The organism is Pedobacter ginsenosidimutans (assembly GCF_001442625.1).
In the GTDB taxonomy this organism is placed as follows: domain Bacteria; phylum Bacteroidota; class Bacteroidia; order Sphingobacteriales; family Sphingobacteriaceae; genus Pedobacter; species Pedobacter ginsenosidimutans.
The window spans coordinates 1-25,898 of record NZ_LMZQ01000036.1; the positions used below are offsets into that span (position 1 = coordinate 1).

At 38.6% G+C, this 25,898-nt stretch carries 23 protein-coding genes; 12 read left to right on the forward strand and 11 right to left on the reverse strand.

Annotation, left to right across the window (positions count from 1 at the left end):
* Positions 1 to 1,623 (reverse strand): GH92 family glycosyl hydrolase (locus ASU31_RS23205; RefSeq protein WP_057934637.1); only part of this gene is annotated, 1,623 nt, incomplete at its 3' end.
* A gap of 470 nt (positions 1,624 to 2,093) precedes the next feature.
* Here ASU31_RS23205 and mnmA point away from each other — a divergent pair.
* Positions 2,094 to 3,185, forward strand: coding sequence for a tRNA 2-thiouridine(34) synthase MnmA (mnmA, locus tag ASU31_RS23210; RefSeq protein WP_029276062.1), 1,092 nt, complete (start codon positions 2,094 to 2,096; stop codon positions 3,183 to 3,185).
* Positions 3,186 to 3,297: 112 nt separating this feature from the next.
* Here the strand turns inward: mnmA and ASU31_RS23215 are convergent, their stop codons facing one another.
* Positions 3,298 to 3,612: a hypothetical protein gene (locus tag ASU31_RS23215; protein ID WP_057934638.1), complete on the reverse strand. Its 315-nt coding sequence runs from the start codon at positions 3,610 to 3,612 to the stop codon at positions 3,298 to 3,300.
* A gap of 294 nt (positions 3,613 to 3,906) precedes the next feature.
* Here ASU31_RS23215 and ASU31_RS23220 point away from each other — a divergent pair, with 294 nt between their 5' ends.
* On the forward strand, positions 3,907 to 4,269 hold the full coding sequence (locus tag ASU31_RS23220) for a response regulator (protein ID WP_057934639.1): 363 nt from the start codon (positions 3,907 to 3,909) through the stop codon (positions 4,267 to 4,269).
* An 88-nt stretch (positions 4,270 to 4,357) separates the two neighbouring features.
* Here ASU31_RS23220 and ASU31_RS23225 read toward each other — a convergent pair whose 3' ends face one another.
* Together ASU31_RS23225 and ASU31_RS23230 are read right to left on the reverse strand one after the other, a co-directional pair.
* Complete coding sequence (locus tag ASU31_RS23225; RefSeq protein ID WP_057934640.1) at positions 4,358 to 4,954, reverse strand: FMN-dependent NADH-azoreductase; 597 nt, start codon at positions 4,952 to 4,954, stop codon at positions 4,358 to 4,360.
* Between the two features lie 117 nt (positions 4,955 to 5,071).
* The gene (locus tag ASU31_RS23230) at positions 5,072 to 5,767 is read right to left on the reverse strand and encodes a DUF4142 domain-containing protein (protein ID WP_167346234.1); all 696 of its coding nucleotides are present in this window, start codon (positions 5,765 to 5,767) and stop codon (positions 5,072 to 5,074) included.
* Positions 5,768 to 5,935: 168 nt separating this feature from the next.
* Here ASU31_RS23230 and ASU31_RS23235 point away from each other — a divergent pair, with 168 nt between their 5' ends.
* Positions 5,936 to 6,247, forward strand: coding sequence for a hypothetical protein (locus ASU31_RS23235; protein ID WP_057934642.1), 312 nt, complete (start codon positions 5,936 to 5,938; stop codon positions 6,245 to 6,247).
* 53 nt (positions 6,248 to 6,300) lie between these two features.
* On the opposite strand, the gene ASU31_RS23240 is transcribed toward ASU31_RS23235, so the two are convergent.
* Entirely contained in the window at positions 6,301 to 7,125 is an 825-nt protein-coding gene (locus ASU31_RS23240) for an ion transporter (protein ID WP_057934643.1), read from the reverse strand.
* A gap of 34 nt (positions 7,126 to 7,159) precedes the next feature.
* Entirely contained in the window at positions 7,160 to 8,011 is an 852-nt protein-coding gene (locus tag ASU31_RS23245) for an SDR family oxidoreductase (protein ID WP_057934644.1), read from the reverse strand.
* Positions 8,012 to 8,205: 194 nt separating this feature from the next.
* Between ASU31_RS23245 and ASU31_RS23250 the strand changes: the two genes are divergently transcribed.
* Positions 8,206 to 9,555, forward strand: a complete 1,350-nt coding sequence (locus tag ASU31_RS23250) for an alpha-L-fucosidase (protein WP_057934645.1) — start codon at positions 8,206 to 8,208, stop codon at positions 9,553 to 9,555.
* A gap of 217 nt (positions 9,556 to 9,772) precedes the next feature.
* Here the strand turns inward: ASU31_RS23250 and cobA are convergent, their stop codons facing one another.
* The gene (gene cobA / locus ASU31_RS23255; protein WP_057934646.1) at positions 9,773 to 10,537 is read right to left on the reverse strand and encodes a uroporphyrinogen-III C-methyltransferase; all 765 of its coding nucleotides are present in this window, start codon (positions 10,535 to 10,537) and stop codon (positions 9,773 to 9,775) included.
* 251 nt (positions 10,538 to 10,788) lie between these two features.
* On the opposite strand from cobA, the gene nirB reads away from it, so the two are divergent.
* From nirB to ASU31_RS23290, 7 genes are read left to right on the forward strand one after another with little or no spacing between them, the layout of a single operon-like run.
* A complete protein-coding gene (nirB, locus tag ASU31_RS23260; protein ID WP_083505503.1) occupies positions 10,789 to 13,302 on the forward strand; it encodes a nitrite reductase large subunit NirB in 2,514 nt (837 codons plus the stop codon).
* A gap of 37 nt (positions 13,303 to 13,339) precedes the next feature.
* Positions 13,340 to 13,687 (forward strand): nitrite reductase small subunit NirD, encoded by a 348-nt coding sequence (gene nirD, locus ASU31_RS23265; protein ID WP_057934647.1) that lies wholly within the window; start codon positions 13,340 to 13,342, stop codon positions 13,685 to 13,687.
* A 60-nt stretch (positions 13,688 to 13,747) separates the two neighbouring features.
* Positions 13,748 to 14,143, forward strand: coding sequence for a hypothetical protein (locus ASU31_RS23270; protein WP_245224594.1), 396 nt, complete (start codon positions 13,748 to 13,750; stop codon positions 14,141 to 14,143).
* A 38-nt stretch (positions 14,144 to 14,181) separates the two neighbouring features.
* On the forward strand, positions 14,182 to 15,549 hold the full coding sequence (locus ASU31_RS23275) for an MFS transporter (protein ID WP_057934648.1): 1,368 nt from the start codon (positions 14,182 to 14,184) through the stop codon (positions 15,547 to 15,549).
* 42 nt (positions 15,550 to 15,591) lie between these two features.
* Positions 15,592 to 19,137, forward strand: coding sequence for a nitrate reductase (locus tag ASU31_RS23280; protein WP_057934649.1), 3,546 nt, complete (start codon positions 15,592 to 15,594; stop codon positions 19,135 to 19,137).
* 13 nt (positions 19,138 to 19,150) lie between these two features.
* A complete protein-coding gene (locus ASU31_RS23285; protein ID WP_057934650.1) occupies positions 19,151 to 19,657 on the forward strand; it encodes a nitrate reductase associated protein in 507 nt (168 codons plus the stop codon).
* Between the two features lie 3 nt (positions 19,658 to 19,660).
* On the forward strand, positions 19,661 to 21,142 hold the full coding sequence (locus ASU31_RS23290; RefSeq protein ID WP_057934651.1) for a rubredoxin: 1,482 nt from the start codon (positions 19,661 to 19,663) through the stop codon (positions 21,140 to 21,142).
* Positions 21,143 to 21,370: 228 nt separating this feature from the next.
* Here ASU31_RS23290 and ASU31_RS23295 read toward each other — a convergent pair whose 3' ends face one another.
* Both ASU31_RS23295 and ASU31_RS23300 read right to left on the reverse strand, forming a co-directional pair.
* Positions 21,371 to 21,955 (reverse strand): molybdenum cofactor guanylyltransferase, encoded by a 585-nt coding sequence (locus ASU31_RS23295; RefSeq protein WP_083505504.1) that lies wholly within the window; start codon positions 21,953 to 21,955, stop codon positions 21,371 to 21,373.
* Between the two features lie 124 nt (positions 21,956 to 22,079).
* Complete coding sequence (locus ASU31_RS23300; RefSeq protein ID WP_245224595.1) at positions 22,080 to 22,724, reverse strand: Crp/Fnr family transcriptional regulator; 645 nt, start codon at positions 22,722 to 22,724, stop codon at positions 22,080 to 22,082.
* Positions 22,725 to 22,961: 237 nt separating this feature from the next.
* On the opposite strand from ASU31_RS23300, the gene ASU31_RS23305 reads away from it, so the two are divergent.
* Positions 22,962 to 23,162, forward strand: coding sequence for a hypothetical protein (locus ASU31_RS23305; protein ID WP_057934654.1), 201 nt, complete (start codon positions 22,962 to 22,964; stop codon positions 23,160 to 23,162).
* A 239-nt stretch (positions 23,163 to 23,401) separates the two neighbouring features.
* Here ASU31_RS23305 and ASU31_RS23310 read toward each other — a convergent pair whose 3' ends face one another.
* Both ASU31_RS23310 and ASU31_RS23315 read right to left on the reverse strand, forming a co-directional pair.
* Positions 23,402 to 24,619: a PepSY-associated TM helix domain-containing protein gene (locus ASU31_RS23310; RefSeq protein ID WP_057934655.1), complete on the reverse strand. Its 1,218-nt coding sequence runs from the start codon at positions 24,617 to 24,619 to the stop codon at positions 23,402 to 23,404.
* Positions 24,620 to 24,651: 32 nt separating this feature from the next.
* Complete coding sequence (locus ASU31_RS23315) at positions 24,652 to 25,893, reverse strand: DUF4374 domain-containing protein (protein ID WP_057934656.1); 1,242 nt, start codon at positions 25,891 to 25,893, stop codon at positions 24,652 to 24,654.
* Positions 25,894 to 25,898 lie beyond the last annotated feature (5 nt).

Here is a 25,898-nt window from a genome sequence, read left to right on the forward strand (position 1 = left end):
ATCAGCCAGTTTAGGGCGCATAAAACCAGTAGCACTGTCGTAATTATTTTTCCAGTTGTTAGACCGTTTGATAAATTCGTCGTAAACATCCATGCGGTTCAATTTCTTGGCCAGTTGCGCAATCGACCAGTCATCGTAAGAATATTCCAAATTATTGGAAACCGAAATTCCAGATTTTTCTGCCGGGATATAACCTTTATCCATGTAATAGCCAATTCCCTCGTAATCGCGGTGTTTTGCTGTTGCAATGCAGGCATCCAATGCTTTGTTTGCATCGCCATTGTAGGTACCTTTTATAATCGCATCAGAAATTACAGAAACACTATGGTAGCCGCTCATGCACCAGTTATCGTTGGCATAATGCGACCAGATTGGCAACATATGCAAACTACTCTGATCGTAATGCGCCAGCATCGATTTCACCATATCATTACTGCGGCTTGGCTGCATAATATTAAAGAATGGATGTAAGGCGCGGTAAGTATCCCAAAGTGAGAATGTAGTGTAATTAGTAAAGCCCTCAGCTTTATGTATCCCCTGATCTAAACCTTTATACTCGCCATTAATATCGGTATAAGTTGTTGGATTGATAAAAGCATGATATAAAGCGGTGTAAAAATTAATTTTATTGTCGTTAGAAGTAGTTACCTGTATTTTATTCAATTCTTTATTCCAGGTTGCCTGTGCCTGAGCCTTTACTTTTTCGAAATCCCAGCCCGAAATTTCTGCACGCATATTCTGTAGGGCATTTTCCTGACTAACCGGCGATAGCGCAAATTTAATTTTGATCTTCTCTCCTTCCTGGGTATCGAAATCGAAGAACATTTTTAGTTTTTTGCCAGCAATTTCAGGGAAGTTCTGTTCCTGGTTAAACTTGCCCCAGAAGCCTCTGTATGCCTGTTTGGCGTCATAGCTTTTACGTCCGTAGTTTTTAAAAGCCTTAGAAAAGCTCATCGCAAAATAAACGGTTCTGGTTCTGGCCCATCCATTTGTTTGGCGGTAACCTGTAACCAGCGTATCGTTCACCACTCGAACGTAAGTCCAAACGGTTTTTTCTTCATAATTGTAAATACCTGCCATCAGATCGAGGATAATGTGCGATTGATCTGATTTAGGAAAAGTATATTGATGCATCCCTACCCTTGTGGTTGAGGTCAACTCGGCAGTAATGTTATCGTCATCTAACTTTACTTTGTAATAACCTGCATCTGCAACTTCGTTGGCATGCGAAAATGCCGAACGATAACCACTTTTAGTATCTGATGCTGTACCAGGGTTTAACTGTAATTTACCTTGCGTTGGCATAATGAGAAAATCGCCTAAATCGGAGTGACCGGTACCGCTAAAATGGGTATGACTAAAACCGGTAATCGTTTTATCTTCATATTTATAACCTGCACAGTATTTATATACATCGCCATTGTATTTTCCATTTACTTCGTAAGATAAAGTATCCGTTTCGGGGCTTAGCTGTACCGAACCAAATGGAACTGTTGCACCAGGATAAGTATGTCCCATTTTAGATGTACCAATAATGGGCTTAACATACTGCACCAGATTCTGCTGTGCCGATGTAACCAGGGCCGATAGCAAAAGACAAGGCAGGATAATTTTTTTAATCATATGAGTTTAAAATTTAGCTTGTTTTGTTGAAAATTCTAAGGTATTAATTTATCTTCAAATATGCACAAAACGAAATACTAAAACGTTTAAGTAAAACAAAAAATACATTGCGAATTGTTGAAAATGCAATTTATCCCGATGCTAAACTCAGCTATTTCAAAAACCTGTGGAGTTAATGCGTGTTCTTGTTCATTGCCAAAGACCACAGACTTTATGATCTAAACCTGATAGAACGGAAAGTCCGGAGGTGAGGTATCCCGATTCATCGGGAAGGACTTGAAGGGATAGCAGGACAGCAGGCAGCCATTAACACCGAACCATTCATTTCAAAATAATATTGAGCATCTCAGCCACATTAGCGCATCTAAGAGATAAGCCAAGCAATTTAGCAACCGCTTTTTACAAGTAACTGACTTGCTTTAAATAATTTCAGCTAAATAAACCTTATTTTTGCATCCAATATTTTTAAGATGAGTAAACACGGTAGAATTCTGGTTGCCATGAGTGGCGGGGTTGATAGTTCGGTAGCGGCTGTAATGTTGCATGAGCAGGGTTATGAGGTTATTGGATTAACAATGAAGACCTGGGATTACGCTACTTCTGGTGGTAGCAGTAAGGAAACTGGCTGTTGCTCATTAGACAGTATCAATGATGCCCGTACACTTGCCGTAAACTATGGTTTTCCGCATTATATCCTTGATATCAGGGATGAGTTTGGCGATTATGTAATCGATAATTTTGTTGATGAATACCTTGCCGGAAGAACTCCAAATCCATGTGTTTTGTGCAATACCCATATTAAATGGGAAGCATTACTAAAACGCGCCAATAAACTCGATTGCGAATTTATTGCAACAGGGCATTATGCCAATATCCGCCAGCAAGATAGTGGCCGTTACGTAATTTCAAAAGGGAAAGACGAAAACAAAGACCAATCTTATGTATTGTGGGGGGTTTCGCAAGAAAACCTTTCACGTACCAAATTCCCGTTGGGCAGTTTTGCAAAATCTGAAATCAGGCAAATGGCTTTAGATATGGGACAGGAAGAACTGGCCAAAAAATCAGAGAGTTACGAAATTTGTTTCGTACCTGATAATGATTATAGGGCTTTCTTAAAACATAAAGTAGAAGATTTAGAAGATAGAGTAGCTGGCGGAAATTTCATTTTAAGTAATGGAATGATCGTTGGACAACATAAAGGTTATCCTTTTTATACCATTGGTCAACGTAAAGGTTTAGGCGTTGCCTTTGGTGAGCCTATGTTCGTGACACAGATCCTCCCAGAAAGCAATACTGTAGTTTTGGGTAAAGCTGATGAGCTTGAACGCCGTGAAGCTATGGTACGCAACATTAACCTGATAAAATACGCAAGCATTGAAGAACCGATGAATGATGTGATTACCAAAATCCGCTACAAAGATGCAGGGATGTTAAGTACAATAGTTCAGGAGAAAGATAAAATGCGTGTGGTGTTCGATCATAATGTTTCGGCAATTGCACCAGGTCAATCTGCGGTATTTTATGAAGGCAATGATTTATTGGGAGGAGGATTTTTAGTTTAAACGCTGAGATCCATTCACGACCAAAGAAAACAAAAAACGAGTTACCAAATGGCAACTCGTTTTTTGTTTAATCGTATTTTATAAATCCTTTAATAAATTGAAGATTCATCAATTACTCATTTCCCTTAAAAACATTAATAGAGGCTGTTTTCCAGTGGATATAACCTAAATTACCACAGGTTTGGGCTACAAAGTTTTCTACATCCTCTGGTACGTCGTTAACTACACGCCATCTTATTTTATATTTGGGATTATAACTTATATACACCACTAAATCATCACTACGCTGCCCAATGGCATGTAAATGCTGTAAATGAATATCCTGCAGATCTGCAGCAGCAATCCTCAGTCTTTCATTCATGATTTTACCTAATGAAAGATCTGGTCTAAAATCTGTTTCGAATATGGCTAAAACGGTAACGGTCATAGAAAAAATAAATATATCAGCAAACAAACCAAGCTAGAAGCTTTTTGTTTAAAATCATCAATTAAATACATGGAATTACCGCTAAGATATTCCCAGTATTCTGTCTCTCCAAAAGCAAATCTATACTAAAAAAATTAGTATCAAAATTTATTTTTGTATTTTTTTTAGTCAACACAAAAATTATAGAAACGCATGACATAGGCTACTGAGAAGGTTAATAACTCCAATATTGTGCATAACTATCTTAAACATCTGATAGCTAGGTTAGTTATGTATATAACAAAAGTTGAGCTTATGAAAAAGTGCATCTATGTAGTAGAAGACAATCCGAGTATTAGAGAGATCATCGAATTTTTATTAATCGAAGAACTTTACGAGGTAAAGACTTGTCCAAACACCAACGATTTTTGGATTCAAATGAGCAAACACCGGCCAGACATGGTAATTCTTGATATTATGCTGCCTGATGGAAATGGCCTGGATATCTGTAATACGCTAAAGCGAAATATTAAAACACATGATATTCCGGTAATGATGATGTCGGCCAATAACCACTTGAATGCAGTTAAGGCTAAATGTGATGCGGAAGATTTTATCAACAAACCTTTCGATCTGAACGATTTTGTAAATAGAGTAGATAAATATTTACTTAATTAAGCAAAAATGAGGATGTATTCAATATTAAGTTATCATCCTGGGCCTGTCGAAGGATAAAATTAACATCTTTATACATCCTCATTCTTTTTTAAAGTATTATACTTTCAACTGCTTTACCCAATGCCTCATCTTTCAGGTTAGGCATATTTAGCCCTTCGGCTCTGAAAACCGAAACATCTACCATACCCAAAAAACCAAGCACTGATCTAAGGTACGATTCGGTAAAGTCGTAAACCTTCATCGGCCCCTCCGAATACACCCCGCCAGAAGAAATAGCCAGATAAACTTTTTTGTTTTTCACTAAACCTTCAGGCCCATTTTCTGAATAGCTAAAAGTCTGTCCTGCACGAGCAATATGATCTAACCACGCCTTTAATGTAGAGTGAATACCAAAATTGTACATCGGAACGCCAATTACAATTGCATCTGCATTTTTAAGTTCGGTAATGGCTTCGTTAGAATGTTTTACTGCTTCTGCTAGTTCAGGCGTATAATTTTCGAGTGGTGTAAAGAAAGAATTAATATGTACCTCCTCCAAATGCGGAAATGGAGAATCAGTTAAATTATGTGTAATTAAACTGCTGCCAGGATTTGCAGCCTGTAATTTTTCTACAATAGCATTTCCCAATTTAATACTGAAAGATGCTTCGCCCCTTGGACTTGATATAAGATGTAATATTTTCATTTTTTGCCTTTTTATGTCTGGCAAAATTATAGATACGAAGTATTAAAAAGCTATTACTATACCAGAGGATAGTGCTATCCTTTAGTATAGCTACTAGTCTACGCGAAGAAAAAAAGCCTATTTATTGGATTTATCAGCCAAAGTATTAACTTGTTTTAAATGCTTTCGTAAGGTTGGTAAATATTTATTTGCATATGCTTTAACATCATTATCGGTAGATTTCGATGCTTTCTCAAATAGTGCAACCGCATCTTGATGATCAACAAGCATCATCCCAATATAAGCTTTATCGAAGGAAGCTCCGCTTAAATTATTTAATTTTTTAATCGCATTGGTCACGTCAGCTTCAGTAGCACCATTCGCAGTTTTTTTCGCCAGACCAGTATTACCTGCCTCACCTCCCGCATTTTTGGTTCTTGAGGTATCTTTCATATTTTCAGGTGATGAATCTACCCTGCCATCAGGCCTTTGTCCACCTTCAGGCGTATTCATTGGCAAATCAACCTTTTTAAGTTTTGCCAATCCCCTTAATTCTTCGTTGGCCTTGGTATGATCATCAAGCATCATCTGGCCAAACGCTTTAACCTTTTTATCGCTCGCTTTATCAGCTGCAATTTTACCAGTTAACACTTCTTTCATCCCTGCAATAGCTGCCTGTTGCAAAAATTGCGCGGTGGTTAAACTATCTTGTTGATTAATGCAATCAAATGATCCTGCATAATGCCAGTCAGCTTTTGCAACAGCATTAAATGAAGTAGCTGAAATAATCATTCCCACTACTGCTATTTTCCTGGTATTGAAATGGTTTTTCATGGTTAAGTAATTAAGGTAAATGCATAAATAAAACCCCTCTAACATTTAAAAAGTTTGGGCAAATCATATCCATCTTTTAAAAATCTTACAACACCAGTGGTTTAAGATTTAAAATTTTCTTTAAACTTAATCTGATCTGAATCTGTTCTACTATAAAAGACTTTTACTATGGAAAATCCAGAAAACAATCAACCAGAAGAAGAAATTCAAAACATCGAACAGTTTCAGATCAACCGTTCGGAAGGAAATGCGGCAGATGGTCACGCTACTCCTGAGCCATCTGAAGACGATGAATATACAGATGATGAAGTGCAATATGCTGATGGCGAAGGCACACAATTAAATGAAGAAATTGAAGGTCCGGAAGACGAAGAAGATGAGAATGACGAAACAGAAACGGATGATTATAACGAATCGGATATAGAAGAACTGGATAAAGATCCGAATGCATACGATGATGAAGACAGCGAAATGTTATAAGCCAATTTATTTCCGTTATATAAAGATGCCAGGTTAACAATTATCTGGCATTTTTATTTAAACAGAGAAGATCCACAATATTTGCAAAATAAGGCATCGCTATCATGCCCTTCCCTACTACAGCTCGGACAAGATTCGGGTAATTCTTTTTTCTGCCTGGCCGCAACAGCAATATCATGAGTAATGATCCCTGTGGGGACAGCGATAATGGCATAACCGATCAGCATCACTACAGAAGCTACAAACTTACCCAGTGGCGTGATGGGCGAAATATCGCCGTAACCAACGGTTGTTATGGTAACGATGGCCCAATAAATACTTTCGGGGATATTCGAAAATCCATTTTCGCGCTTTTCTACCAAATACATAATGGAACCAAGAATTACGGTGATGGTTAAAACGGTTACCAGAAATATACTGATTTTTCTTACACTGTTTTTTAGTGCCTGGGTTAAAAAATTAATCTCCGTTAAAAAATGTCCAAGTTTGAATATCCTGAAAACGCGAAGTAGCCTTAGTGCCCTAAAAACCAGTAAAGATTGCGCACCGATAAAAAAAATACTCAAATAAGACGGCAATAATGCAATCAGATCGATAATACCTAATGGGCTGATCACATAACTGATCGGTTTTCTTATACTCACCAATCTTAAAATGTATTCGACTGTGAAAAGCGCAGCGAAAATCCATTCCATAACATTAAACAGTTTGCCGTATTGCTGATGGATACCTACAACGCTATCGAGCATTACCACAATAATACTCGAAAATATGGCAATCAATAAACCAACATCAAATGCTTTACCTGCAGGTGTATTCGATTCGTAAATAACTTCATGAAGCTTAAAACGCCAATCTTTAGGTGGATCTGATGCCATGGAAATGGTTTAAATATCATTAAAGGTAAAGAAATTAACCGTTTACTACTTCTCCACCATTTACATGGATTACCTGTCCGGTGATAAATGAAGCATCGTCTGAAGCCAGGAATACATAAGATGGTCCAAGTTCTGAGGGCTGACCTGCCCTTTCCATGGCTGTTTCAGATCCAAATGACTTAATCTTTTTTTCATCAAAAGTGGATACGATAAGTGGTGTCCACACGGGTCCGGGTGCTACTGCGTTTACCCGAATACCTGTTTTGGCTAAATTTGTAGCGAGTGAACGTGTAAAAGAAGTTATTGCTCCTTTTGTTGAAGAGTAATCGATCAGATTTGGCGAAGAACGATAAGCCGTTACCGAGGTGGTATTGATAATGGTATCACCTGCTTGAAAATACTCCAATACCTCATGCGCAAAATAAAAATAGCCAAAAATGTTAGTACGGAAGGTATCTTCCAGCTGTTTATCGTCGATCTTTTTTGGATCTTTCTGCGGAACCTGCATGCCGGCATTATTTACCAAAATATTGATCTTTCCAAACTTTTTAACCGTTGTTTCTACTGCTTTTCTGCAAAATGAAGGCTTTTTAACATCCCCTTTAATCAATAAACAATTTTTACCTTCGGCCTCAACCATTTTCTGAGTTTCTTTTGCATCAACATCCTCATCCAGGTAAACAATCGCTACGTTGGCCCCTTCCCTTGCAAAATGAACTGCTACCGAACGACCAATGCCACTATCTCCACCGGTAATCAGGGCAACCTTATCATTCAGTTTCCCTGCTCCCTTATAGTTTGCTTTAATTACTTCAGGTCTTGGGTCCATCTTTGCCTCTATCCCAGGTTGTTTGTTTTGTTTGGCAGGTGTTTTTTGAGTTTTCATCGTTTCTTTTGTCAAATTAAGTTTCACAACACTGCCAATTAAACAAGAATACCACCTTCAAAGTTTTAAGAGCCTCAACCTTGCCCATTAAAACTTAAACCAATTTAACTTAATATTTTGCTCATATTCCATCATTTTGAAAGGGTATGCCTCACTAAATTAGCATATTATATACTAACCAAAAGAAACCGAAAATGAGAAAAACAATTTTATCAGCTTTGTTCATACTGGGCTTAACCTTACCTGGCTTTGCTCAAAAACGATTAGGCAATGAAACCGCTGCCCAAAAAACCAAAAGAATGGAATGGTGGACCGATGCCCGCTTCGGCATGTTTATCCACTGGGGCCTATATGCACTGCCAGCCCGTCACGAGTGGGTAAGAAATTACGAACACATTACCAACGAAACTTATCAGAAATACTTCGATCAGTTTAATCCCGATTTATTTAACCCTAAAAAATGGGCCAGAGAAGCTAAGGAAGCAGGCATGAGATATGCCGTGTTAACCACCAAACACCATGAAGGTTTTACTTTATTTGATAGTAAATTCACTGATTATAAGGCTACCAATACACAGGCCAAAAGAGATTTGGTTAAAGAATTTGTTGAGGCTTTCCGTGCCGAGGGGATAAAAATAGGCTTTTATTATTCGCTGATCGATTGGCATCACCCTGATTTTCCTGTTGACAAGTATCACCCCTTAAGACCCAACAATGATAATGAAGATGAATATACAGCGCTAAACAAGAACCGGGATATGGCCAAATACCGCAAATATTTATATGATCAGGTAACAGAACTGCTAACCAAGTATGGAAAAATCGACATTCTTTGGGCCGACTTTTCTTATCCCGGCAAACATGGTAAAGGCCGTGATGATTGGGGTTCGGTAGCATTGCTTAAGCAGATCAGAAAACTGCAGCCGCAAATTATTGTAGATAATCGTTTGGACCTGAATGATTACGAAGATGGTACAGATTTCGAAACACCAGAACAGGTTAGTCCGAAGGAATTGGAAAAATACCGTGGAAAAGTTTGGGAAACCTGCCAAACCTTCTCAGGTTCATGGGGCTATCATAGGGATGAAAACACCTGGAAAAGTAACAGGAAGTTATTAGATCTACTGATTACTTCAGTAGCCAATGGAGGAAATTTACTGTTAAATGTTGGTCCTACGGCACGTGGTGAGTTTGATAACAGAGCAAACATTGCTTTGGATAGCCTAGGCCTTTGGATGCACGCCAATTCGAAATCTATTTACCATTGTACTTTCGCCCCAACCGAATTTAAAGCGCCTGAAGGAGTAAAACTCACTTACAATAACGACACCAAAAAACTATATGTGCATTTGTTCGAATATCCAAATACGGGCTACATTACGTTGGATGGGTATAAAGATAAGGCGAAATATGCGCAGTTTTTACATGACAACTCTGAAATACAGATTGATACTCAAAAATCGACCGGGAATAACTTAGTATTAAAACTACCAAAGAAAAAACCCGACTTCGAAATCCCGGTAATCGAATTGACCTTAAATTAATCTACCCATATTAATTATTGGCCTGCAAGTTAAACCTTGTGGGCTTTTTTATTGGTAAAGTTTAGACAGTTATCTATTTGGCTGACCATTAAGATTTAAGGGAGTTAAGATTTTAGCTATCGCGTATGCAATCAACTGTGAATCTATAAACTATCTAACCTATGCAGTAATGATCAGGGACAAATGAACTAATGACCAATCGAACTAATGAACCCTTCTACGCTGATAAAAGTTCTCCTTGATTTAAGTTCGCATAAGCTTTAGCCTGCACTACGTTACCTATAATAATAATAGCAGGATAAGTTAATCCAGCTTGTTCAGCAGATTCCTGTAAATTATGCACTGAACATACCACTTGTTTTTGGTTGGGCAAAGTAGCATGCTGAATAATTGCCGCAGGCATATTACCTAAGCCCGCATCACAATAAGCTTTGGAGATTTCGCCAACTTTTTTCATACCCATATATATAACAACTGTGGCCGAACTTTTCATGGCACACTTTAAATCATCGGTTAAACTTCCGTCCTTCTTAGTTCCTGTAAGTATCCAAACACTTTCACTAATTCCACGGTGTGTTAAAGGAACATCAATAAAGCCTGCGCCCTGCATACTACTTATACCTGGAATGTAATGACATTTGATACCTCTGGCTTCCGCATAAATCAATTCTTCGAAGCCTCTGCCAAAAATAAAAGGATCTCCACCCTTTAAACGCACCACTACCTGATAATTTTGGGCATTTTCGACAATTAATTCATTTATTTTCTCTTGTGGCGTGTATTTTCCATAAGGTTGCTTGCCAACATAGATCATTTTGCAATTTTTCGGTGCAATTTCTAGTAATTTCTCATTACTTAAGTTATCATACAGAATAACTTCTGCTCTTTTTAGCACATTAAAAGCTTTCATAGTGATCAATTCAGGATCTCCAGGACCTCCACCCATTATAAAAAGTCCAAAATCGTTAGTTTTTTGATTCATAATTTTAATGATTTAACTATTTAAACATAAAAGTGATGAAAATTTATTAAAAAATTAAATTTTTTATGATAAAAATCACACAATTACAACTTTTAATTTAATTTTAACCTATATTTGAATATCAAAAATCATATAAATATCAAAATATGAATTTTTTAATCGATTATTATCAATAAAAAACGATAAAAAAAATAATTCGAAACAAAAAACAACCAACAGAAACCAACAAACACAAAATACCATTAAGATTTATGAAAGAACCACAAATAATCGTAATAGGAAATGGAATGGTGGGATATAAATTCTGCGAAAAGCTAAGATCAAAAACCTCTTCTTTTAATCTTATCGTTTTTGGCGAAGAACCCCGCAGAGCTTATGACCGTGTTCATTTAAGTGAATATTTTAACGGAAAAACTGCTGACGATCTTTCTCTTTCTACTGAAAACTGGTATCAAGAGCAAAATATTACCCTTTTCTTAAATAATCCAATCGTTAAAATAGATCGCGAACTTCAAAAAGTTTACACCGCCAGTGGCCTTGATTATCATTACGATATTCTAGTTTTTGCAACCGGCTCGGGTGCTTTCGTTCCCAATATTCCTGGTATCGATAAAGAAGGTGTTTTTGTTTACCGTACCATTGAAGATCTTGACCTGATTAGCGGTTATGCCAAAAAAGCCAAAACAGCGTCAGTTATCGGCGGTGGTTTACTCGGATTGGAAGCTGCCAAAGCATTAATAGATTTGGGTATTGAAAAAACGAGCATTATCGAATTTGCACCGCGTTTAATGCCAAGACAAATTGATACTGCAGGTAGCGACATGCTTAAATCTAAACTCGCAGATCTTGGTTTACAGATCCACTTAAATAAAAACACTACAAGTATTGAAGGCGATGGCCGTATTACCGCACTAAAGTTTAGTGATGATACTGCTTTAGATGTAGATATGCTGGTTATCTCTGCTGGTATAAAACCACGTGATGAACTGGCAAAAGCCTGCGGTATTGAGGTTGGCCCACGGGGTGGTATTGTTGTTGATGAAAAAATGCAGACCAATGATCCAGCTGTTTTTGCCATTGGCGAATGCGCTTTGTACGATGGAATGATTTATGGATTAATTGCACCTGGTTACGAAATGGCTGAAGTGCTGGCTGCAAACCTTTGCGAAGGCGATAAAACTTTCACAGGGTTTGATATGAGTACTAAACTGAAGCTGATCGGTATCGATGTGGCCAGTTTTGGTGATAATTTTATTACCGAACCCGACTGCCGCACCATCATCTTCGAAAACAAACACAAAGGCGTTTATAAAAGAATAAATGTTAGTAATGACGGGCAATACCTTTTAGGAGGTATATTAATTGGAGATGCAACAGCTTATAACCTGCTGTTGCAGACCTCTAATAACCGGATTGTATTACCAGAAAACCCTGAAGAACTGATTCTGGGTGCGCGTGGAGGAAGCGAACCTGCTGGCGGAGCCGGAATTACAGGTTTACCTGACGGTGCATTGATCTGTAGCTGTGAAGGCGTTAGCAAGGGGGATATCTGCTCGGCAGTTGCAGATGGATCTTGCGAAAACATCGATGACCTGAAAAAATGTACCAAAGCAGGCACAGGCTGTGGTGGCTGTTTACCAATGGTTAAAGACTTGATGACATATACCTTAAAATCACAAGGTAAGTATATCAAAAATGTAATTTGCGAACACTTTAACTATAGCCGACAAGAGCTTTTTGACCTTATTCATATCCACGAACTAAAAAGTTACGATGAAGTATTGGATGCCTTAGGCAAAAACGACGGTTGTGAGGTATGTAAACCATTAGTATCATCGCTCCTGGCAAGTCTTTGGAACGAAATGATCCTTAAAAAAGGAAATGGCGTAGCTCAAGATAGTAACGACCGTTTTCTGGCCAACATTCAAAAAGGTGGCTCATACTCAGTAGTACCAAGGGTTCCAGGCGGAGAAATTACACCCGATAAATTGATCGTAATTGGCGAAGTAGCTAAAAAATATAACCTCTACACCAAAATTACCGGAGGTCAGCGTATTGATATGTTCGGTGCACACCTTAACGATCTTCCTATTATCTGGGAGGAATTAATTGCTGCAGGTTTTGAAAGTGGACATGCTTACGGAAAAGGCTTAAGAACAGTTAAAAGCTGTGTTGGAAGTACCTGGTGCAGATTTGGCTTGCATGACAGTGTGAGTTTCGCCATCAGAATTGAAGAAAGATATAGGGGCATCCGTGCACCGCACAAGTTCAAATCAGCTGTAAGTGGTTGTATCAGAGAATGTGCAGAAGCACAGAGTAAAGACTTCGGTATTATAGCTACCGAAAAAGGCTGGAACTTATATGTATGTGGCAATGGAGGTAGCAAACCTCAACATGCCCTTTTACTTGCAACAGACTTAGATAGCGAAACCTGCATTAAATACATCGATAGATTTTTGATGTTTTACATCCGCACTGCCGATCCACTTACCAGAACAGCAACCTGGCTGAACAAAATGGAAGGCGGAATAGATTACCTGCGGAATGTAATCATTAACGATAGTTTAGGAATGGCTGCTCAGTGGGAAAATGAAATTGAAAACTTAATTGCCTCTTACAAATGCGAGTGGAAGGAAGCTGTAGAAAATCCTGCGATCAGAAAACGCTTCTCTCATTTTGTAAATGCACCGGAAGACAAAGACCCAACTATAGAATTTGTTGAAATGCGTGGACAAAAAAGAACCGCCGAATGGAAAACAGTTTAATAAATAATCTTTACAAACCTTATAAAACCCAAAAATCATGAATGAACAATCAAATTGGCTAGCAGCCTGCCGAGTCGAGGATGCCATTGAGAACGGTGGCGTATGCGTAAAACATGGTGAAGATCAGATTGCACTCTTCTATTTCACCAGAAGAAATGAGTGGTACGCCACACAAAATGAATGCCCGCATAAAAAACAGATGGCATTAAGCCGTGGAATGATTGGATCTGCTACCGATGAACCTAAGGTAGCCTGCCCTTTCCACAAAAAAACATTCTCATTGAGCACTGGCGAATGTTTAAGCGGCGATGAATGCGCAATAAAAACCTATCCTGTAAAGATAGAAAACGGAACTGTTTATATTGGCACAACGCCAAAATCTTAACCTGACCCAGTAAGATTTAAACTTTTTCTGATTAAAAAATTTAACCCAAACCAAACCGACATGAAGATTTCTAATTATGTAGCCGCAACAGGCTGCCTTGCACTTACCTTGTTCTTTTTTTCAGCTAAATCGCAAACTAAAGCCGTTTTATTCGATGGTACTGTCGTTGCCGGATACGTTGATCATGGTGCTTTTATAAACTGTACAGGTCCAAGTATCAAATTCAGCAAAAAACCTTACACCGTTTTATTGGGATTGTTACCCAGTTTAAGAATCAAAGAAGATAAAGTTGCTGCCGGAGCGCCAAAAAATGCAGCCCTCACCCCTAACCTTGGTTTTGGTTTAACAACAGCCTTTCGCCATGTAGCCTTACAGGTACCGCTATACTACAACCCTAAAACCGCAGCCAAAAATGGCGAATGGAACGTTGGCGTAGGTTTAGGCTATAAATTTTAAAAGAAATCATTTATTTATTTACGCTTAAACAGATCGTTATGACACTAAACTCTATTACTAAACCGCTAGATAAATTAAATATATTTTCGCTCAAAGGTGTTCAGATGAAAACCTTTCACATCACCTGGTTAACTTTCTTCTTTTGCTTTTTTGCCTGGTTCGGTATGGCCCCCTTAATGAAAATTGCAAGAGAGCAGCTTCACCTTACCAAAGATCAGGTGGGCAACATTCAGATTGCATCTGTATCAGCCACCATAATTGCCCGTTTACTCATCGGACGGTTAATTGATAAATTTGGCCCCAAACTCATTTACACCTGGCTCTTGGTACTATGTGCCATTCCAGTTTTATTGATCGGAACCAGCCATTCTTATACTTCATTTTTGCTTTTCCGTTTGGCCATTGGCGTAATCGGCGCATCATTCGTAATCACCCAATTCCACACTTCCATTATGTTTGCTTCGAACATTAAAGGAACCGCAAATGCAACAGCAGGTGGCTTTGGTAATGCAGGTGGTGGCGCTGCCAATTTATTTATGCCGTTAATTGCATCTGGCATTACCGCTTTGGGCTTTTGTAGCACTGAAGACAGCTGGCGTTATGCCATGATTTTCCCTGGTGTAATGCTTTTAGTATGTGCATTTTTATATCACCGTTATACTTTAGATACCCCACAGGGAGATTTTAAGGATTTAAAAGACGAAAACATAAAAAGTACTAAAAACACATTTTTAATCGCAGCAAAGGATTACCGCACCTGGATTTTAACCATTGCCTACGCTGCCTGTTTTGGTGTAGAAATAACGGTTGATAACTTCGCACCGATCTTTTTTACCGATTCATTTGGCGCTACAATCGCCATAGCCGGAATGGTTGCAGGCATTTTTGGCTGGATCAATGTTTTTGCCAGACCTTTGGGTGGAATTGTCGCTGATAAAATCGGTAAAACCTGGGGATTTGATGGCAAAACACTTTTACTTGCGCTGTTACTTTTGATAGAAGGAATCGGTCTGATCTGGTTCGCAAAATCGGGCAATATTGGAATGGCTATTTTTATGATGTTCGTTTTCGGTCTAAGTTTAAAAATGGCTAACGGAGCAACTTACAGCCTTGTTCCTTTCATTAATCCAGTTGCAGTTGGCAGTGTGGCAGGCATTGTAGGTGCCGGTGGAAATATTGGCGCTATGCTTATTGCATTTATGTTTAAAGCCAAAGCTGGTCATGCTACTAAAAATGTAATCGAAAACGGGCATACTATCCAAAAAGACCTGATCGATTATACCAGTGCATTTACTTTCCTCGGTTTTATCATTCTCGGAATTGGCATTGCTGTATTTATTTTCAGAACCATTATGGCGCAGAAAAGCGCAGAAATAGAAGACCTTGTACTTACACCGAGTAAATAGTCATACCAAAAGTAAAAATCTACCTACAATACCGTTGATCATTTGAAAGAAGAAAAGAATATATCGCTAAATAATACAACATGCTGCTATTGCGGAGTGGGCTGTGGTATTGTGGTAAATAAAGATATCCATGAGCGGATAACAGTTGAAGGAGATAAAAACCACCCTGTAAACAAAGGTATGTTGTGCAGCAAAGGTATGAATCTTCATTACACGGCGAATGACAAAAGCGACAGGCTGCTTTACCCCGAAATGCGTTACAACAAAAACATGCCTCTCCAAAGGGTAAGCTGGGATACCGCACTAGAAAGAACAGCAGCCGTTTTTAAAACACTGATTAAAAAACATGGACCCGATAGTGTGGCTTTTTATGCAAGCGGACAATGTTTAACGGAAGAATATTATGTAGTAAACAAATTGATTAAAGGTTTTATCGGTAGCAATAATATCGATACCAACAGCCGCTTATGTATGAGCAGTGCGGTTGTTGGTTATAAAATGAGCTTAGGTGAAGATACCGTGCCCATTAGTTACGATGATATTGAAATTGCCGATTGTATTTTTGTTGCGGGCGCAAATCCAGCATGGTGCCATCCTATCCTTTGGCGCCGTGTTGAAGCCGCAAAGCAAAAAAATCCAGACTTAAAAATCATTGTAAGCGACCCTCGAAAAACGCAGACCTGCTCGCTTGCCAATGTCCATCTGCAGCTCAATCCGGGCACCGATATTACCCTTCACCACGCCATCGGCAGATGTTTAATTGAAGATGGAAAAATTGACGCTGATTTTATCATCAACAGCACCAACGGTTATGAAAAATACCATGCGGCCGTTTTCGAAACCTCAGTAGCCGAAGCAGCAGTAATTTGCGGCATCGAAGAAAGTGATATCCGCTTGGCTGCATCTTATATCGGCAATGCAAAAGGCTTTATCAGCATGTGGACCATGGGGCTTAACCAAAGTGTGGTGGGTACCAATAAAAACCTCTCTTTAATCAACTTAAACCTGATTACCGGCCATATTGGCAAACCTGGGAGTGGACCATTTTCACTCACCGGGCAACCAAATGCCATGGGTGGACGAGAAGTTGGCGGTTTAAGTAATTTATTGCCTGCACACCGTGTTTTAGCTAACGAAAGCCACCGGAATGAGGTCGAAAAATTTTGGCAGATCCCATTGGGTACCATACAATCTAAACCGGGCTTAACCGCAACAGAGATGTTCGATGAACTGAATACCGGAAAGCTCAAAGCGGTATGGATTTTATGCACCAATCCATTGATCAGCCTGCCAGATGTTCGTGTAGCCGAAGAAGGATTAAAAAAAGCGAAGTTTGTGGTTGTTCAGGACATTAGCAACAAAGTAGAAACCTTAAAATATGCTGATGTAGTTTTACCCGCTGCTGCCTGGGTAGAAAAAGAAGGCACCATGACCAATGCTGGCCGTTACATCTCCTACCTCAGCAAAGTAACAGAAGCACCTGGAGAGGCCTTACCAGATTCGGAAATTATCTGTCGATTTGCAAAAAAAATGGGCTATCACGGTTTCGATTTCAAAAGCGCTTCCGAAATATACAATGAGCATGCAGCCCTTACCGAAGGAACCAATATCGATATCAGCGGGCTTAATTACGAGATTTTAAAAGAAAAAAGAGCCGTTCAATGGCCTTATCCGAAGCAAGAAAATGCGTTCGGAACAGCCAGGTTATTTACCGATCACCAGTTTTACACACCAGATAAAAAAGCCAATATTTTATCATTTGATGATCAAAACCAATCGGAAGCTTTAACACCAGAACATCCATTGATTTTAACCACAGGAAGAATCAGAGATCAATGGCATACCAGAAGTAAAACAGGCAAGGTAAATAAATTGAACCAGCATATCAGTGAGTCTTTTTTAGAGATTAACCCAATTGATGCCGAAGCTCGGCACATTAAAGACAATGATATTATCGAAATTTCCAGTTTACGTGGAAATGTTCGTGTAAAAGCAAAATTTTCGGAAGATATTAAACCCGGAGTGGTTTTTATGCCGATGCACTGGGGCAAAATCTTAAAAAGTGATCTAAACCGGGTGAATAACCTCACCAATAACCTGGTTGACCCACAAAGCAAAGAACCCGATTTTAAATTTAGTGCTGTAGAAGTAAAATTATATCAAAAAGCCCGACAAAAGATCATTGTTATTGGTGCCGGCGCTGGTGCCTGTGGTTTTGTTAAAAGTTACAGGGCTTTAAATACCGAAGATGATATTGAGATCTTTAGCAAAGAGAATTTCCCTTTTTACAACAGGGTACTTCTCCCCGATTATATTATTGGCACTTTACCCTGGCATAACCTCATTAAAATGAGCGACAGTGAGGAAACCGATTACAGAATTAAACTGCACCGTGGGTTAGGTATCGAAAAGATCAACAAAGAAAATAAAACCGTTATCGATAGTAATGGAGAAACCCACCGTTACGATGTTCTGCTCCTGGCCACCGGAAGCAGGGCTTTTGTGCTTAAAGATATCCCGAAACTAAACGGCATATTTACCATGCGCAGTCGTAACGATGCCGACAGTTTTAAAAAACATGTGGATACCACAAATGGAAAAGTAGTAATTGTTGGTGGTGGTTTATTGGGAATCGAATTGGCTACATCTTTGGCCGAAACAGGATCAAAAGTAACGATTATTCAACGGATATCAAGATTAATGGGTCGCCAGCTGGATGCATTGGGCAGTCAATTACTACATGAAGAACTGATCAGCAAAGGCATTGAGGTTTTTTACAATGATGAAGTAGACCGGATTATCGGAGAAAAAAGCATTTCGGGCATCCGTTTAAAAAGTGGTTTATTGATCGATTGTGAATCTTTAGTTATTGCCATAGGCACTGTTCCGAATACCGAACTGATTAAAGAAGCAGGTATAGAATGTAAAAGAGGCGTTGTGGTTGATGAATACCTGAGAACCAACGAAAAAGATATTTATGCCATTGGTGAAATTGCCGAATTTAAAGGTCAGATGTACGGCATTACCGCAGCGGCAGAACAACAGGCCGAAATAGTGGCACGATTTCTTTGCGGAGATATTGCTAAATTTTACCAGGGCAGCCTGCTCATGAATATCCTTAAAATGCACAGTTTAGAGCTCTGTTCATTAGGCTTGGCCGAAATCCCCAACAACGACCCTACTTATGAGGAAATTGTTTTTATTGATAAAGCCAAACGTTACTACAAAAAATGTATTGTACACAACGATAAATTGGTTGGGGCCATATTAATTGGCGATAAAAGTGAATTTTTAGAATTCAGGAACCTGATCGAAAATAAAATGGAGTTGAGCGAAAAGCGGCTTCAATTGTTAAGGAGCGGCAAAACAACCGAACCTATTATCGGAAAAACCGTATGCAGCTGCAATAACGTTGGCGAAGGCAACCTGATCAACAAAATTAAAGATGGCTGTAAAGATCATTTGCAGCTCTGCCAGTTAACAGGTGCTGGAATGGGTTGTGGCAGTTGCAGACCCGAGGTGAAAGCCATATTAGATTCTTTTGTAAATGTATTAAAAACTGAACCTAAACCTGCTTTGGCAGAATAATTAGCAAATAAAGATGATAAAAGCAAAACTTAGCCCTTCAGAATTTAAAAACCTAAAAGGGATTGAATATTTTAAGTTCGAAGAAGATTTTATTGAAGAAAATGTGCGTTGTATCCCGATGGTCGTACGTTTTAAAATGGATGCCGCAGGAATAAAACTAAAATTGGCTGAATGGAGCAAATTTCATCCTTCAGAAAGAATCCAGCTGGCTTTGTTACCAGTTTCAACTCAGGAACAAACAGATAGGTACCATCAATTTCTGATTGGCCTGATTACAAAATATACTGGAAATCAAGCTACCACGCTGGCCATCGATCCCTTACCCGATTGGGGAAACTTACATCAAATCCCTGCGATGCTAAAAGAAAAGGCGACAGAATTAGCTTTGCAGCTCTCCATAAACCAGTGGCGAAAACTCACTAATATCCAAAGGTTTGCGCTTTTGAAATTATGCAGACCAGGGCACGAAAACAAAAACTTTCCAAAGGCAGCAGTAGAATTTGGACTTCTAAATAGCTAAACCATGTATCAAACCATCATCATTAACTTTCCAGGCGGAATCATATCACCGGGCAACCTGTACAACATTCTGGTTGCAGCAACAAAAGCACGAATCCAATATGTTCGTTTTGGCCTCCGCCAACAGTTATTGATTGATACTACAACCTATAATATTGCCATATTTACAGGTGAAATGGATAAACTTGGGATCGATTATGAAGTAGACACCAACAATTTTCCTAATATTATCAGCTCTTATCCTGCTGAAGAGATTTTTATCCGTAAAACCTGGCTTACTGAAGGGGTATACAAGGATGTTTTAGATGATATCGACTTTAAACCTTCCGTTAAAGTCAATATCTGCGATAGCGACCAAAGTTTTACCCCAATGCTAACGGGCAATATTAACTGGATTGCATCTTCACAATCCGAACATTATTGGCATTTGATTATCCGGTTTCCAAAAACCAATGTAACGTACGAATGGAACCAGCTTTGTTATACCAACCATATTGCCCAGGTTACCAAAGCGCTGGAGGGTATTATCAAAAACAATCAGTCACAGTTTGTAGATAATCCACAAGCAAATGGTGAAGAGCTCTTTGCACTTTTAGATCAGGACAATTTCATTCTTAAACCTGCTGAAAACACGGTATCGCTATCATCATTTAACCTGCCTTATTACGAAGGCTTAAACCGGTACAACAACAAATATTGGTTGGGCATTTACAGGCGCGATGAGTTGTTCAGCATTCCATTTTTAAAGAAACTCTGCCAGCTTTGTTTAGATACCAAACTCGGTCAGTTGTGCTGTACCTCCTGGAAAACCATTATTATAAAAGGAATTGATGAAAAAGACAAAAACCTTTGGAATGGTTTGCTCGAAGAATTTGAGATCAATATGCGGCATGCAGCCAACGAACTTAACTTTCAGGTGGAAGACAATTGTAACGAAGGTTTAGCGTTAAAAAATTTCCTTGTTAAACATTTAAGCATTGATGATACCAGAACGTTTGGAATCTGCTTTGGCATTAAAACACGCAAAAAAAGTGAGGTTTTTAGTAGTATCCTGATCCAAAAACGTCATCTCATTAATTTACTGGGCATAAAACTGTTACCCGTTTACGATATCCTTTGTGCTAAGGATTTTAATCCCAACGAGCGTACAGGGGAAATTTTTAGCAGGAGTAATCCTAGCTTTTTATTACCAGAACAAGTAAGACGTTCGATATTTAAATTTTATAAATACCGTTTAAATGCGATTAAAACAGGTAATCAAAAACAGAGCTTTCAAACTGAAGAAACGATAAAAAACGATGGCGAGTTTTTATACCAGTGTAACAACTGTTTAACGGTGTACAACGAGCGCATTGGCGAAATTGAAAACAACATTAACCCAGGTACGGCATTTAAAGATTTACCGGAAGGTTATTGTTGTGTGCTTTGTGAAGGAGAGAAAGACAATTTCACTAAGATTGATCAATCGGCATTACAGCTTTTGTAAATCTGAATTTGATGACTTATATTGACTGTTTAAGTTCAATGTTAGGTTAGTGTGGTCGCCACCCTGAATTTATCTCAGGGCCTTTCCTCCCAAAAAAATGCTGACCACGTAGTAGCTACAAGACAACTGAAAATACTACTTCTACTTGTAAAACAAGTTCAGCATGACGATGAGATTTAAGAATAACCTAAAATCTTCAATCTTTACAACTCACTTGTCGAGCTCCTATTATAAACCATTTATTTCGGCATGGGAGTTAAAATTACTGAAATAACGATAATCCTGGTCCTCAATGGCAGTTTCACAAACCTGCAAATTACTTAAAACGTATTTCATGCTGTGTTTGGCCAAACCATTGGTTTGCAGCAAGTGTACAATTTTTTTCAAACCTTCAACTTTGTAAATTCCACATAAAGGCTCCTGCTGATCATCTTTGGTGAAAATGTAAGCATGGAAAGCGTCATCTGTCTTAAACGAATGGATTAGCTCTTCCAGCAATTTGGTTTCCATCAACAACATATCGCAGGCCAATAAGAATAGATCTTCCTCAGGATTTAATAAGTGCGCAGAAAGCACCCCCAATAATGGTCCTTTGATATCAAGCGAAGGATCATCGACAATTAACTGCTCATCCCCGAAATAACCGATATAGGCTGGTTGCTGTGATGGATTAACCGAAAATTTTACCGGCAGATTAACCGCACTTAATTTATCAGCTGCCACTTGCGCCCATAATTTATCCTGATGGCTGAGCGAACCTTTATCAGCGCCCATACGCAAACTCTGCCCACCACATAAAACGATTCCCAACATATAATATCAATAATTAAAAACTGGTTATTAGTTAAGCCAAGCGAAATAAATATTTTGAAAAGACACCTCGACTACGCTCAGTGTGACAACAACGAATCTTAAAAAATTAAATTATAAACCTTAATTATTTACTACTCAAATCTGTTAGTCCAGCCTCGTTTAAAACACCAATTTGCTTTCCTTTCACTATTATTAACTTTTCTGCTAACAGCTCGTTCATTGTCCTAAAAACGGTTTCGTAAGTGGCACCGGTAAAAGCAGCAAGATCCTGACGGCTTAGTGCTAAATTTAAAAATCCTTCTTCATCCAAGCCAAATTGATCTCTCAATCCTAAAATAGCCACGGCAAGCCTTCCTTTAACAGACATTAAAGCTAAATTACGCATTTTCTTTTCTGAAGCGTGCAGTTCATCGGCATAAAACATCAACAAACCATAGGCAAATTCCTGGTTTACTTTTATGGTCGTTTTAAAAAAATCGATATCTACAAAACAAAGTTTAGTGGTTTCTAAAGCAGTTGCTGAAATTGGGTAGGTAGAAATGCTGCTGCTGATTCCCCTATGTCCAATTATGGCTCCATCATTTGCAAAACGTAAAATCAGTTCCTTATCGCCCCATTGTTTATGCACTTTTACATTACCCGAAGTAACAAAATAAACACCACTCACCGGATCGCCCTCTTTGATAATTACTTCCCCCTTTTTAGCGATAAAATTTCGTTTATGGCTCTCGATAGCAGGATGCCACTCTTTTAATGTGAGCTGGCACATAAAACAGGATTTAAGATCGCAGCTATTATTTTTCTTCATATTTTATTGGAGATGTTGGGTAAAAATAACAAATCATTGCACAATTATCTGGTATTGTAAGCAAATCCGGCGATTATTCACTATTGTTGAAAATTTTATAAGAATAAAACTCATTGAAAGAGAACACTTAGCATTTTTTACAGGCATCCTTATCGCAAAGAAGTTTAAAGATATGCCATCAAATCATAATTTTGTGTTATGGCAAATACAAACGTTAGAAAATCAATCCAGAATAAGATCGAATCATTGGGTAAGGAAATCGAAAGCTTACAGGCAGAACTAAAAAGATGGGAAAAAATTGCATCCGATTATGAAACCAACTCAGAAAGCATTGATTTGATTTTATCGATACAATTACCTGAAAAACCAGAACCAAAAACTAAAAAGGTAAAATTGTAAGGTATTAAAACAAGAAAACCCGGACAATGTCCGGGTTTTTCCGTTTAATAAAATCGTCGTCATCTCGACTGAAGTGCAGCTGAACGGAGAGATCTATCTCGAGATAGATTTAGCTTCGCTGAGCACTACGTGGTTCTCGACTTCGCTCGAAATGACGAAACTTTAGAAAACTTCTTCCACTTTTTTTATCGGAATTTTAGCGCTCGGCTTAAAACCAGCAGGCTTATTACCGCTTTCGGTTAAAACGGGCGCTTTACAGCTTTCTTCTTGAATTTGCGACCATACCAGATTAGAAAACCGGTTATAGGCAAACTTGCTCCTATTAATGATGCTAAAAAAGCCATCACTTTGCCTGGGAAACCCAAAATACTCCCCACATGGATGTCGTAATTCATTTTGCGAAGTTTCCCGCCAAAGCCAGCTTCTTCATAAGCAATAGAATAAACGCCTTCGCGTTTAAATTCTTTTAAAGTATGCTGATCGAAGGTATACCCCTGGTTATTGTAAAACTGACCTGTATTGGGATAAACCGTGATATTGATCGTTGCTTTTGCTTTTGAAGTATCGGGAAAATTATAGTAAAAGCCCTGCGATTTTGGATGACGCCGAATTACTTTTTGCCAAGCCAGATCCATTGCTTTTTGTGGCGTGTAAAATTTCCCAACGGCTAATGAATCTGATTCCAGGCGTTGGAAATCACCTAATTTATCACCTCCAGAGGTTACCCAATATAAACCTTCGCTATACCATTTAATGCCATAAACCATTCCGGTTAACGCGATAAAAAGCAAGAAGATTAAAGAATAAAAACCAAGTACATTGTGTAAATCGAGATTTACCCTTTTAAATGAGGCGCCCCATTTAATTTTGAAACTTTTATCGCGGGTTGATTTGTTCCATTTTTTAGGATACCACCAGATTAATCCCGTAATTAACAAAACCACAAATATCATGGTTGCGTAGTTTACAATTGGTCTTCCGATGGCATATGGCAACCACAAGAAACGGTGACCGTTAAGGATAAACCTAAAAAAATCGACCTCTCCTTTTTTGTGAACCACTTTGCTGATTACTTCTCCTGTATAAGGATTAATTTTCAAACTGGTTCCTCCTCCGCGTCGTCCTTCGTCCTTTTTTCCCCTTAAATTTAAACTGATCGCCCTTCCCTGTTGGTATTGTGCGTACGAAGGAATCTTTTCAGGATAAAGCTTAAATGCAATGGCACTCAGTTGTGATGGTGTAATCACGGATTTATCCTGTTTTTCAATTTTGGTTTCAGGCTCCAGTAAACCTGTAATTTCTTCATTAAAAACCCAGATACAGCCTGTTATACACACAATGAGAACAATGACACCCGATATTAGGCCAAGCCAGAGGTGAAGCCATTTATTGATTCTGTTAAACAGCGAATCTTTATTTTTTTTCTTTGCCGGAATAGTTTTGTTTACCGTTGCCATTGTTCTGTATAGTTAAGCGTATAAGTTTTATTTTAATATTGAAGGGCATTAATGGCAGTGATTGTTCCACCTTCAACCCTTAAGCCTTTTTTTGCAGCTGCAATTTCTGCATCGAATACATACACATAACTTCCTTCACTCGCGGTAGTGATGCCTATGTACCCGGTTTTACCATCTTTTGGCGCATAATTATTAATGGTTGTTGTTCTGGTGATATCTGTAGGGATACCGGTTATCCATTTGAAGCTTTTGCTGATTACATCAACAACAGCAAATTTTCTTGCTGCACCTAAAAGCGAATTCGGTTGCGCATACATTTGGAGAATAAAAACACCCTTTCCTAAATAAGTTTGCCCCGCAATATGGTGTCCGCCAGAAATCTCCTGTACGTTAAAGAAATAGCTTTTATCAAACTCGGTAGTTCCTTTATTGATCCTGATAACAGCTGATGGATTTTTGGAGGTCGGAATACCTGCATTTGTTGCCGCTGCAAATGAAAAAGCATAGGCATCTCCATTATCGGCTTCAACCAAACCATTTACGAAATAGGCACCGATATAACTGGTGCGGTTATCACGGATAATTTTCTCCAGTTTTAAATCAGGATAACTATAAACGGCCACCCAAGAACTATCGGGATATGAAGTACCAAATACATCTGGCGCAGCGCCTTTAATGCTCATGTAAGGTATAAATAGCTTTTCTCCAACCTGTGTTGCCCAGGTAAAGTGAGCCCTTTCGCCATTGCCTGCAAGCTTTACAATATTTACCTGCTGTTCACCAACAATCTGATATTTACGTGCATCTATCCTAAACATGGTTGCAAATTCATTTCCAGATCTTGGAACTTTAATGGTAAAAACATCATCCTTCACAGGTGCAAAAAGATGTACCGTTTCACTTTGAAAATTTGAAAGTTTATTTAGCTTTCCATCACTATTTAAACGGTAAGACGTAACAGCACCTGGATTTCCTTGTCCGTATAACAAACTAAAAAAACGGTTTTTGTGTGTAAGGTAATAACGGTAAGATCCATCCTGCTCTATACCGTTTCCCTGAGTGGTTACCATGCCCGATTCTAAAGAATTTGCCGTCAATAAATAATCGGCAATGCCTGAAGTACCAATTGGTGTTGCAGAGATTACAAATTTGGTTGCCCCTGTAAGTTCGGTTTCTACATCTATAACTTCTGAAGAATCCAGCTCTTTGTCGCAACCTGAAAAGGTGATCATAAAGGATAAACTTAAAAAAGGAAGTATATATTTAGTTTTCATATTAA

What these genes read in the sequence shown, in the direction of transcription:
- ASU31_RS23275 (WP_057934648.1), top strand. Translation starts at nt 14,182, where the DNA reads ATGACACTAAACTCTATTACTAAACCGCTAGATAAATTAAATATATTT.
- ASU31_RS23315 (WP_057934656.1), bottom strand. Translation starts at nt 25,893, where the DNA reads ATGAAAACTAAATATATACTTCCTTTTTTAAGTTTATCCTTTATGATC.
- ASU31_RS23300 (WP_245224595.1), bottom strand. Translation starts at nt 22,724, where the DNA reads ATGTGCCAGCTCACATTAAAAGAGTGGCATCCTGCTATCGAGAGCCAT.
- ASU31_RS23250 (WP_057934645.1), top strand. Translation starts at nt 8,206, where the DNA reads ATGAGAAAAACAATTTTATCAGCTTTGTTCATACTGGGCTTAACCTTA.
- ASU31_RS23230 (WP_167346234.1), bottom strand. Translation starts at nt 5,767, where the DNA reads ATGAAAAACCATTTCAATACCAGGAAAATAGCAGTAGTGGGAATGATT.
- ASU31_RS23220 (WP_057934639.1), top strand. Translation starts at nt 3,907, where the DNA reads ATGAAAAAGTGCATCTATGTAGTAGAAGACAATCCGAGTATTAGAGAG.
- ASU31_RS23235 (WP_057934642.1), top strand. Translation starts at nt 5,936, where the DNA reads ATGGAAAATCCAGAAAACAATCAACCAGAAGAAGAAATTCAAAACATC.
- ASU31_RS23295 (WP_083505504.1), bottom strand. Translation starts at nt 21,955, where the DNA reads ATGTTGGGAATCGTTTTATGTGGTGGGCAGAGTTTGCGTATGGGCGCT.
- ASU31_RS23285 (WP_057934650.1), top strand. Translation starts at nt 19,151, where the DNA reads ATGATAAAAGCAAAACTTAGCCCTTCAGAATTTAAAAACCTAAAAGGG.
- nirD (WP_057934647.1), top strand. Translation starts at nt 13,340, where the DNA reads ATGAATGAACAATCAAATTGGCTAGCAGCCTGCCGAGTCGAGGATGCC.
- ASU31_RS23215 (WP_057934638.1), bottom strand. Translation starts at nt 3,612, where the DNA reads ATGACCGTTACCGTTTTAGCCATATTCGAAACAGATTTTAGACCAGAT.
- ASU31_RS23305 (WP_057934654.1), top strand. Translation starts at nt 22,962, where the DNA reads ATGGCAAATACAAACGTTAGAAAATCAATCCAGAATAAGATCGAATCA.
- nirB (WP_083505503.1), top strand. Translation starts at nt 10,789, where the DNA reads ATGAAAGAACCACAAATAATCGTAATAGGAAATGGAATGGTGGGATAT.
- ASU31_RS23270 (WP_245224594.1), top strand. Translation starts at nt 13,748, where the DNA reads ATGAAGATTTCTAATTATGTAGCCGCAACAGGCTGCCTTGCACTTACC.
- ASU31_RS23245 (WP_057934644.1), bottom strand. Translation starts at nt 8,011, where the DNA reads ATGAAAACTCAAAAAACACCTGCCAAACAAAACAAACAACCTGGGATA.
- ASU31_RS23290 (WP_057934651.1), top strand. Translation starts at nt 19,661, where the DNA reads ATGTATCAAACCATCATCATTAACTTTCCAGGCGGAATCATATCACCG.
- ASU31_RS23225 (WP_057934640.1), bottom strand. Translation starts at nt 4,954, where the DNA reads ATGAAAATATTACATCTTATATCAAGTCCAAGGGGCGAAGCATCTTTC.
- ASU31_RS23240 (WP_057934643.1), bottom strand. Translation starts at nt 7,125, where the DNA reads ATGGCATCAGATCCACCTAAAGATTGGCGTTTTAAGCTTCATGAAGTT.
- cobA (WP_057934646.1), bottom strand. Translation starts at nt 10,537, where the DNA reads ATGAATCAAAAAACTAACGATTTTGGACTTTTTATAATGGGTGGAGGT.
- ASU31_RS23310 (WP_057934655.1), bottom strand. Translation starts at nt 24,619, where the DNA reads ATGGCAACGGTAAACAAAACTATTCCGGCAAAGAAAAAAAATAAAGAT.
- mnmA (WP_029276062.1), top strand. Translation starts at nt 2,094, where the DNA reads ATGAGTAAACACGGTAGAATTCTGGTTGCCATGAGTGGCGGGGTTGAT.